Origin of the sequence: Collinsella aerofaciens, from assembly GCF_015553355.1 — a bacterium.
GTDB lineage: Bacteria > Actinomycetota > Coriobacteriia > Coriobacteriales > Coriobacteriaceae > Collinsella > Collinsella aerofaciens_V.
The window spans coordinates 1-8,309 of the sequence record NZ_JADNGN010000053.1; the positions used below are offsets into that span (position 1 = coordinate 1).

The 8,309-nt window shown below is 60.4% G+C and carries 6 protein-coding genes; all 6 read left to right on the forward strand.

Going from position 1 to position 8,309, the window contains the following annotated elements:
* Positions 1–245: 245 nt before the first annotated feature.
* The 6 genes from dnaB (at position 246) to I2D57_RS09520 (ending at position 8,165) form a co-directional block, all read left to right on the forward strand.
* The gene (dnaB, locus tag I2D57_RS09495) at positions 246–1,643 is read left to right on the forward strand and encodes a replicative DNA helicase (protein WP_195362310.1); all 1,398 of its coding nucleotides are present in this window, start codon (positions 246–248) and stop codon (positions 1,641–1,643) included.
* A gap of 93 nt (positions 1,644–1,736) precedes the next feature.
* Positions 1,737–3,023: an adenylosuccinate synthase gene (locus I2D57_RS09500; RefSeq protein ID WP_195362306.1), complete on the forward strand. Its 1,287-nt coding sequence runs from the start codon at positions 1,737–1,739 to the stop codon at positions 3,021–3,023.
* 121 nt (positions 3,024–3,144) lie between these two features.
* On the forward strand, positions 3,145–4,449 hold the full coding sequence (gene purD, locus I2D57_RS09505) for a phosphoribosylamine--glycine ligase (RefSeq protein ID WP_195362307.1): 1,305 nt from the start codon (positions 3,145–3,147) through the stop codon (positions 4,447–4,449).
* Between the two features lie 21 nt (positions 4,450–4,470).
* A complete protein-coding gene (locus I2D57_RS09510) occupies positions 4,471–5,166 on the forward strand; it encodes an NUDIX domain-containing protein (RefSeq protein ID WP_195232596.1) in 696 nt (231 codons plus the stop codon).
* 247 nt (positions 5,167–5,413) lie between these two features.
* Positions 5,414–7,186, forward strand: a complete 1,773-nt coding sequence (locus I2D57_RS09515; RefSeq protein WP_195362308.1) for an ABC transporter ATP-binding protein — start codon at positions 5,414–5,416, stop codon at positions 7,184–7,186.
* Positions 7,187–7,205: 19 nt separating this feature from the next.
* On the forward strand, positions 7,206–8,165 hold the full coding sequence (locus tag I2D57_RS09520; protein WP_195362309.1) for a hypothetical protein: 960 nt from the start codon (positions 7,206–7,208) through the stop codon (positions 8,163–8,165).
* Positions 8,166–8,309 lie beyond the last annotated feature (144 nt).

Sequence of the window (8,309 nt, forward strand, 5' to 3'; positions counted from 1 at the left end):
GGACGAAGTCCGGGCCCGCGCCTTTAGACGCGAGCCCGGGGCCCGTGGGTTATACCCTAAGAGCAAACCACCCTTTTTAAGGGTGGTTCTGATTTTTTGCGCTGAGTGAGTGTCATGGTGAACGTTGCGTCGAAGTCCTATATACGGGACCGTTCATCCGTTTGGTTCGGTGATGATTGGCGGCGCGCGGCTCGTTTTGGGACCGTGGCTGATACTATGGATGCTCGCAAGCGATATGAATGAGGATGCTCATGGCATATGACGAAAGGGAGACGGGGCTGACGGTCGAGGACCGTGGCTCCAAGTTGGGTCTCCCTCAAAACCAAGATGCAGAGGCCAATGTACTGGCCGCCATGCTGCTGTCGCCCGAGGTGGTCGAGGAGGCCCAGGTCGAGCTGCAGCCCGATGACTTCTACCGACCCATTCATAAGACCATCTACACCGCGATGGTCGATATGTACAACAGCCGCATTCCCATCGACTCTATCTCGCTGATTGATTACCTGCGCAGCATCAACAAGCTTGATGCCGTGGGCGGCGAGGCCTACATTTTGGAGCTGATGGGTCAGACCCTGTCGCTCGTGAACTGGCAGCACCATGCCGCCATCGTCCGTCGCGACTCGATGCTGCGCGAGCTGATCGGTGCCACCAACGAGATCAACGCCCTGGCCTATAACGCCCCTACCGACACCAAAGAGGTCGTGGAGCTGGCCGAGAGCAAGCTGCTCAAGGTCACGGCGCGCGAGGTCAAGTCGAGCTATAAGACACTGACCGAGTTTATGGTCGAGGCCTATAACGAGGCCGAGGAAGTGTGTAAGGCCGGCGGACAGGCCGCGGGCGTGCCCACCGGCTTCCCGTCGCTCGACCGTATGCTTATGGGCTTCCGCGAGGGCCAGCTCATCATTATCGGCGCCCGCCCCGCCGTGGGTAAGACGTCGTTCGCTCTGAACCTGGCGCTCAACGCCGCCGCTGCGGGCTATACCGTCGGCTTCTTTTCGCTGGAGATGTCGGGCAAGGAAATTGCCCAGCGCCTGATTTGCGCCTACGCCATGATTTCAATCAGCGACTTCCGTACGGGCCGCATTAGCCCCGAACAGTGGGCCAATATCAACGAGGCCACGCAGACCTTGTCTAAGCTCGACATCCTGATTGACGATACGCCCGGCACCACGGTGACCGAGATTCGCGCCAAGAGCCGCCGCATGCTCCATAACAAGGAGAAGGCCATCATTATCCTGGACTACCTGCAGCTGGTGAGTCCTCCGCCGGGGCGTCGCTCCGAGAGCCGTACCGTCGAGGTCTCCGAGATGTCGCGTGGTTTAAAGATCATGGCCAAGGAGCTCAAGATTCCTTTGATCGCGCTGTCGCAGCTGTCGCGTCAGGTCGAGTCCCGTACCGGCAAGCGCCCGCAGCTGTCCGACCTGCGTGAATCGGGCTCCATCGAGCAGGACGCCGACATCGTTATGTTCTTGGACCGCTCCGCCGATGAGGCTGAGGCCTCGCGTGACGATCGACCCGACGAGGGCGTTACGCGTATCGTCGTGGCCAAGAACCGTTCGGGCCCGATCGGTGACGTCGACCTGATGTTCCTGCCGGCATCCACCAAGTTCTATGAGCTTGATGGGGCGCATACCGAGGAGTAGGACAGGCGCCCGTTGCACGGGTATACTGGGAATGTTTTGTGCTTCTGCGTGCCGGCGTGGCGCGTAGACAGTCCATGAATGTAAGGAGTAAACATGCCGTCAACCGTTTTGGTCGGTGCCCAGTGGGGCGATGAGGGCAAGGGTAAGATCTGCGACCTGGTCGCCGTCGACTTCGATGCCGTCGTGCGCTATTCGGGCGGTAATAACGCCGGCCATACCATCGTCGTCAACGGCAAGAAGTACGGCCTGCACCAGGTGCCCTCCGGCATCATGTATTCCGACCATGTGTCGGTGATCGGTAACGGCTGCGTCGTCAACCCCAAGGTTGTCCTTGAGGAGATTGACATGTTCGAGGCCGACGGCATCACCACCAAGAACCTCAAGATCAGTGGCAACGCGCACATCATCATGCCGTACCACATCGATCTGGATGGTGCTTTTGAGCAGAAGCTCGGCAAGAAGAACATCGGTACCACCAAGCGCGGCATCGGTCCGTGCTACCAGGACAAGATGGCCCGCATCGGCCTGCGCATGCAGGACATGCTGGACGAGGCGCTGTTCCGCGACAAGCTGGAGACCGCTCTTGCCCGCGTGAATCCCGAGCTCGAGCTCATTTACCACCTGCCCACCTACACCGTGGACCAGATCTGCGACGAGTACCTGCCCATGGCCGAGCGCCTGCGCCCCTACATCACCGAGACGAGCCTGCTGCTCAACAACATGATCGACGAGGGCAAGGACCTGCTGTTCGAGGGCGCCCAGGCGACGCTGCTCGACATCGACCACGGCACCTATCCGTACGTGACGTCTTCTAACTGCACCGCTGGCGGCGCCATCACCGGCTCCGGCGTCGGTATGAAGAATGTCGACCGCGTGTTGGGCGTCATGAAGGCCTATATCACCCGTGTCGGTTCGGGCCCCATGCCCACCGAGCTTTCCTATGAGTCCGAGGCCGGCCACACGCTGACCGAGGAGGGCCACGAGTACGGCGTGACTACCGGCCGTCGTCGTCGCTGCGGTTGGTTCGATGGCCCCATCGCCAACTATGCCTCGCGCGTCAACGGCCTCACCGACATCGCCATGACCAAGCTCGACGTGCTTTCGGTCTTCGACACCATTAAGGTATGCGTTGCCTACGACGTCGATGGCGAGCGTTACACGAGCGTGCCTGAGCACCAGGTGCGCTTTGAGCATGCCAAGCCCATCTACGAGGAGCTCCCGGGCTGGAAGTGCGATATCACCGGTTGCCGCAGCTTTGACGAGCTGCCGCAGGAGGCTCAGGACTACGTGGCGTTTATCGAGGATCTGGCACACACCCGCGTGACGTTCATTGGCGTCGGCGCCGGTCGCGAGCAGATCATCAACCGATTCTGGAAGTAATCGGCACTATTCGGTTATTGCGATATACCCCTTTGCAGCCCAGGCGGGCGGCCGAGGGGTATATTTGCTTTGTAATGGGTCCGCATGGTTGGCGGGCCGTTCATCCATAGAGGAGGCACCCTTGAAGGCGGACACTCAAACCATCGACATCCTGTTGTTGGGCAGCGGCGGCCGCGAGCATGCTCTGGCGGCAAAGCTCGCAGCATCACCGCGCGCCGGCAAGCTCTACATTGCGCCGGGTAACGGCGGCACCGCGAGCTGCGGCGAGAACGTGGTTCTCGACGATTGCGATCCTGCGGCCGTGGCGGCGTTTGCCCAGAGCCACGGATGCGGACTCGTGGTGATTGGCCCCGAGGCTCCGCTCGTGGCGGGCGTAGCCGATGCCGTGCGCGCGGCGGGCATTCCCTGCTTTGGCCCGGGTGCCGAGGGCGCTCAGATGGAGGGCTCCAAGCTGTTCTCCAAGCAACTCATGGAGCGTGCCGGCATTCCGACGGCAGCCTATGGCTCGTTTACCGACGAGGCTTCGGCTCTTGACTACGTGCGCGAGCAGGGCGCCCCGCTGGTCGTGAAGGCAGACGGCCTGGCCGCAGGCAAGGGCGTTATCGTGGCGACTGAGCTTGCGCAGGCCGAAGAGGCCGTGCGTGAGTGTTTTGGTGGCACCTTTGGTGATGCCGGTAATACCGTGGTCATCGAGGAGATGCTGACCGGCCCCGAGTGCTCGCTGCTGGCCTTTACCGACGGCAAGACCGTGCGCCCCATGGCCACTTCGCAGGACCACAAGCGTGCGCTCGAGGGCGACAAGGGCCCCAACACCGGTGGCATGGGCGTCTACAGCCCGGTACCCATCGTGACCGACGAAGAGCACGCCACGATGGTGAAGGTCATGGAACAGACCGTGGCCGAGCTTGCTGCCGAGGGCATCGACTACCGCGGCTGCCTGTATGGCGGCTTTATGCTCACCCCCGCCGGCCCCAAGGTGCTGGAGTTCAACGCCCGCTTTGGCGACCCCGAGACGCAGGTCGTGCTGCCGCGCCTCAAGAACGACCTGGTCGAGGTTATGCTCGCCTGCGCCAACTGCGAGCTTGATCAGATTGAGCTCGATTGGCGTGACGAGTGGGCCGTGGCTGTTGTCCTGACGAGCGCGGGCTACCCCGGCAGTTACGAGAAGGGCAAAGTCATCACCGGCATCGCCGACGCCGAGTCCATGGAGAACGTGACCGTGTACCATGCCGGCACCGCCGTGGTGGACGGTCAGCTCGTGACCAACGGCGGTCGTGTGCTTGCCGTGACCGCGCTGGGCGACACATTTGAGAACGCCCGCAACCTTGCCTACGAGGCTTGCGAGAAGATTGATTTTGAGGGCAAGACCCTGCGTCACGACATTGGCCTGCGCGCGCTGCGTGGCCGCGACGCCTGGGATGCCTAAAGTCCGAGAGGGATGAGACGGATGGACGAGAAGAACGAAGAGCTCGTGGACGCGCAGATCGTCGAAGAGGACAGCCGCATGTATGGGCACGCCGAGGGCGAGCCTGGTGGCGAGGTCGCTGACGAGCCGGCGCTGGTGCTGGGCGACGACGACCCGCACGATGCCGAGCTGCACGAGAAGATTCTTTCGGAGGAGTGCGCCTGGAAGGGCAAGATCCTCGACGTCCACCGTCTTGAGGTTGAACTGCCCAACGGTCACCGCAGCGCCCGCGATATCGTTCGCCATCCGGGTGCGGCGGCCGTTGTGGCACTGACCGAGAGCGGCAAGATCGTACTGGTGCGTCAGTACCGCACCGCCATCGACCGCGTGACGGTCGAGATTCCCGCCGGCAAGCTCGATCCAGGCGAGGACCCGCTCGATTGCGCCAAGCGTGAGCTGCATGAGGAGACGGGCTTTAGGGCCGGTCGCATTCGCTTTTTGACGTCGATTGTCACGTCCTGCGGCTTCTGTGACGAGATCATTCACATCTACCTGGCCACCAAGCTCGAGTTTGATGCGCCCAACCCCGATGATGACGAGTTTGTCAACGTGGATCTGGTGCCGCTGCACGAGCTGATCGACGCCGTGCTCGACGGCAAGATCGAAGATGCCAAGACCGTCGTGGGCGCCTTGGCCTGCGATAGCATCGCGCATCGCTTGGGCGGAGCCGAGCTCTAGGTTACGCGGTTTTACCAAACCGCGTAACGAGTCGACGCTGTAAACGCCCCTAAGCGGCAATCTGCCTTTCAATCGTCGCTCGCGTACCGAAGTACGCGTCGCTCCTCTTTCAAGGCACCTTGCTCGCTTAGGGACGTTTTCGCTGACGCTGCCAGAACATCGGCGTTATGTTTGTTGGGACGCTTTGTTTTCAGCCCGACCGGTTCAACCGGATTTCTCACGCTATTTATTTCTCTCCGAGGACTGCATGTTTAGAAGGTTTTTGTCTTATTACAAGCCCCAGATGGGGCTTTTTGTTGCCGATACTGTTTGCGCCCTGGTGCTTGCTGCCATTGACCTGGCGTTCCCCATTATCCTGCGTAATCTGACCGGCGGGCTCTTTACCCAGGGTCAGGCTGCTATTATGCAGGCGCTCGGTATGATCGCGGTCGGCTTGGTACTGATGTATGCCATCCGTTGCGCCTGCCGCTACTTTGTGAGCTATTGGGGCCACGTGATGGGCGCGCGCATGGAGTCCAAGATGCGCGAGGACCTGTTCGATCAGTACGAGCGCTTTAGCTTTGCGTACTTCGATCGCAACAGCTCGGGTGACATGATGAGCCGCGTGGTCAACGACCTATTTGATATCTGTGAGGCAGCGCATCACGTACCCGAGTGGATAATCATCTGCGGTATCGAGATTGTCGGCTCGTTTGTGATCCTCTTTACCATCGCTCCGGTGCTGGCGCTTGCCATGGTCGTGGTGACGGCGGTGTTTGCGGTCATTATGTTTTGGCAGAACATGCGTATGCGCGAGGTCTTCAGCGACAATCGCAAAAAGATCAGCGGTATTAATGCTCAACTGCAGGATTCGCTGGCCGGTATGCGCGTGGTCAAGAGTTTTGCGAACGAGGAAGCTGAGCGCTCCAAGTTCCGCGTCTCTAATGACCGCTATCTTTCGTCCAAGGAGAATATGTATCACGCCATGGGCGTCTACACTGCGACGTATGGCCTGCTCTCGGGTGTGCTGTACGTGATCGTGGTGCTGCTGGGTGGTTGGCTGGTGGCGCAAGGCCAACTGCAGCCGGTCGATATGGCGACCTTTGCGCTCTACATTTCGCTGTTCTGCACCCCGCTCGAGACGCTTGTGAACTCGGCTGAGACGTATCAGAAAGCCATCGCCGGCTTTAAGCGTATGGACGAGGTACTTTCGACCGCCCCGGATATCCAGGACAAGCCGGATGCCGCGGACCTGCAGGTGACGGCTGGCGCGGTTGAATATCGCGATGTGTGCTTTAGCTACGAGGACGTTGAGTTGGGCGAGGGCGGCGCCGACGGACGCCCTGTTATCGACCACATGGATCTGTCCATCAAGCCCGGACAGACCATTGCCCTGGTTGGCCCCTCGGGCGGTGGCAAGTCCACAACGTGTTCGCTGCTGCCGCGCTTTTATGACGTGGCTGAGGGATCCATCAGCATCGACGGGCAGGACGTGCGCGACGTGACGCAACAGAGTTTGCGCCGTGCTATTGGCCTGGTGCAACAGGATGTTTATTTGTTTGACGGTACGATTGGCGAGAACATCGCCTACGGCAAGCCAGGCGCCACGGCAGAAGAGGTCGCCGAGGCCGCCCGCCGCGCCAATATTGATGCCTTCATTGAGTCCCTGCCGCAGGGCTACGACACGGTCGTGGGCGAGCGCGGCAGCCGTCTTTCGGGCGGTCAGAAGCAGCGCGTAGCCATTGCACGCGTGTTTCTCAAGAACCCCAAGATTCTGATCCTGGACGAGGCGACGAGCGCCTTGGATAACGAGAGCGAGGAGGCGGTGCAGGAGTCGCTCGAGCGCCTGGCGCGCGGTCGCACCACGATCATCATCGCTCACCGTCTCTCGACCATTAAACATGCTGACGAGATTGCGACCGTCGAGCATGGTCGCGTTGTGGAACGTGGTACGCACGAGCAGCTTCTCGCCCGTGGCGGCACCTATGCCCGTTACTATCGAATGCAGTTCGAAGGTGCGCGTGCGTACGAGCTCGACTGATTGATATGACAGGAAGTATATGGCTGAGAAGAACCCTTTGACTCCGGAAGAAGTGACGGAGTTATTCTCCGAGATCGACGCATCCGGCGTTTTGGATCCGACGCTTGCCAAAAAGCGCACCGAGCGCATGCGCGAAAAAGAGGCAGCGGCCAAGCGCGGCGACAAGGCGGCGCTGGCGCAGCTTCGCAGCGAAGATCGCGCAAGCCAGACAAAACAGATCGACCCGCTGTCCGAGGACGACCCTTCGGGCTCGCAGGTGAGCCATACCATTACGAAGACCGCTATGGCTGTGGTCATCGGCATCCTTGTGCTGATCGTGGGCATGCAGATTGGCTACGGCGTGATGCGCCGCCTGAACACTGCCAACCTGTCCGAGAGTGTTTCGGTGGATACCGTTTCCACGGCACTGAAGGGCGGCCTTGAGTGGGGTAACGGCTTTACGCAGTTCCCGCTCGACTTTAGCGTCGACGAGGCGGACGAACGTACGGGCACGGTTGAGGTGACGGTGTTGGACACGTCGTCTGCCAACGAGCTCGAGCTGCTGTCCAACGGGCAGATCCAGGCCGCGGCGCTTGCGACCAACGCGCTGCTCAACGATAAGATTGACCGCGTGGTGTACAACGTGCACGCCTATATCGATGAGGACAGCAACATTCAGCACGATTCCTTCTTTGGCATGTTCCCCGCGAGGGGTCATCAGAGCGCCATTTTGACGTTTGTGTGGACCAAGAGCTCTTCGACCGCCACGAACATCGACTGGAAGATGCATATCGTGAGTATGGACGACACGATTTCCGAGCGCATTCAAAAGCAGGTGAACTCGGTGTCGTCGCTGATTGAGGACCCGTCGGTGAGCCAGACCAAGATTGACGAGGAAAAGGCCGAACGTGACCTGGAGCATCGCCTGCACGGTCGCGAGATCTTCCGCGGTGGCAAGCCCGACCGCACGCCGTCCGATCTGCTGGAGCAGGACAAATAAGACGCCATCATCCCGCGTGAGCCAAATGCCCGCGCGGGATGATTTTTCTGGGACGGGGATTAAATAAGGCTCTGTTAGACCAGGATTGACATACATGTGTCCCCACGGTGCCATATCGTTGACCCCATAGACCGCGATGATGGG

Excerpts from the sequence above, each read along its gene's own strand:
- I2D57_RS09520 (WP_195362309.1), top strand. The coding sequence starts at position 7,206 with ATGGCTGAGAAGAACCCTTTGACTCCGGAAGAAGTGACGGAGTTATTC.
- dnaB (WP_195362310.1), top strand. The coding sequence starts at position 246 with ATGCTCATGGCATATGACGAAAGGGAGACGGGGCTGACGGTCGAGGAC.
- I2D57_RS09510 (WP_195232596.1), top strand. The coding sequence starts at position 4,471 with ATGGACGAGAAGAACGAAGAGCTCGTGGACGCGCAGATCGTCGAAGAG.
- I2D57_RS09515 (WP_195362308.1), top strand. The coding sequence starts at position 5,414 with ATGTTTAGAAGGTTTTTGTCTTATTACAAGCCCCAGATGGGGCTTTTT.
- I2D57_RS09500 (WP_195362306.1), top strand. The coding sequence starts at position 1,737 with ATGCCGTCAACCGTTTTGGTCGGTGCCCAGTGGGGCGATGAGGGCAAG.